We start from the raw sequence: 450 nt of genomic DNA on the forward strand, positions 1-450 counted from the left end.
TACAAGCTTTCTACCAACATTATATTATTCGATCAGGCCATATCAGACACCGTTCTTAACAATCTTCGGCTAATGTGGGAACTTGGTGCAAAACTGGACTACAGAAAAACGATCGCTAAAACGGCTTTCCATTTTTATCAACGAAGCTTGTTTGAGAAAAGGCAGACTTATAGCTTGTTCGCAGGAGGCTCAAATGTTGTTGGCTGCCTCGGCTTCGTCAATGCTGCTTTTGAACTGAAAATGCAAATTGATGCTCAGTTAATTCCCGAACCTGACTATCTATACTGTCCTGTGGGTTCTAGCGCAACACTTGCCGGCTTGACCCTTGGCTGTAACTTACTGGGACTAAAAACCAAAGTCATTGGCGTTCGTGTCGCCCCATCGCATCTCGGCCCCATTGAAACTTGCACAGATAAAACTATTGCTAAACTGATGATGAGAACGGCTAAT

General features: G+C 43.8%; 1 protein-coding gene. It reads left to right on the forward strand.

Features of this window, described 5'->3' with window-relative positions; translation table 11 throughout:
- A partial coding sequence (locus A3729_RS09395; protein WP_156497842.1) for a pyridoxal-phosphate dependent enzyme occupies nucleotides 1-450 on the forward strand: 450 nt, incomplete at both ends.

The organism is Oleiphilus sp. HI0043 (assembly GCF_001634935.1).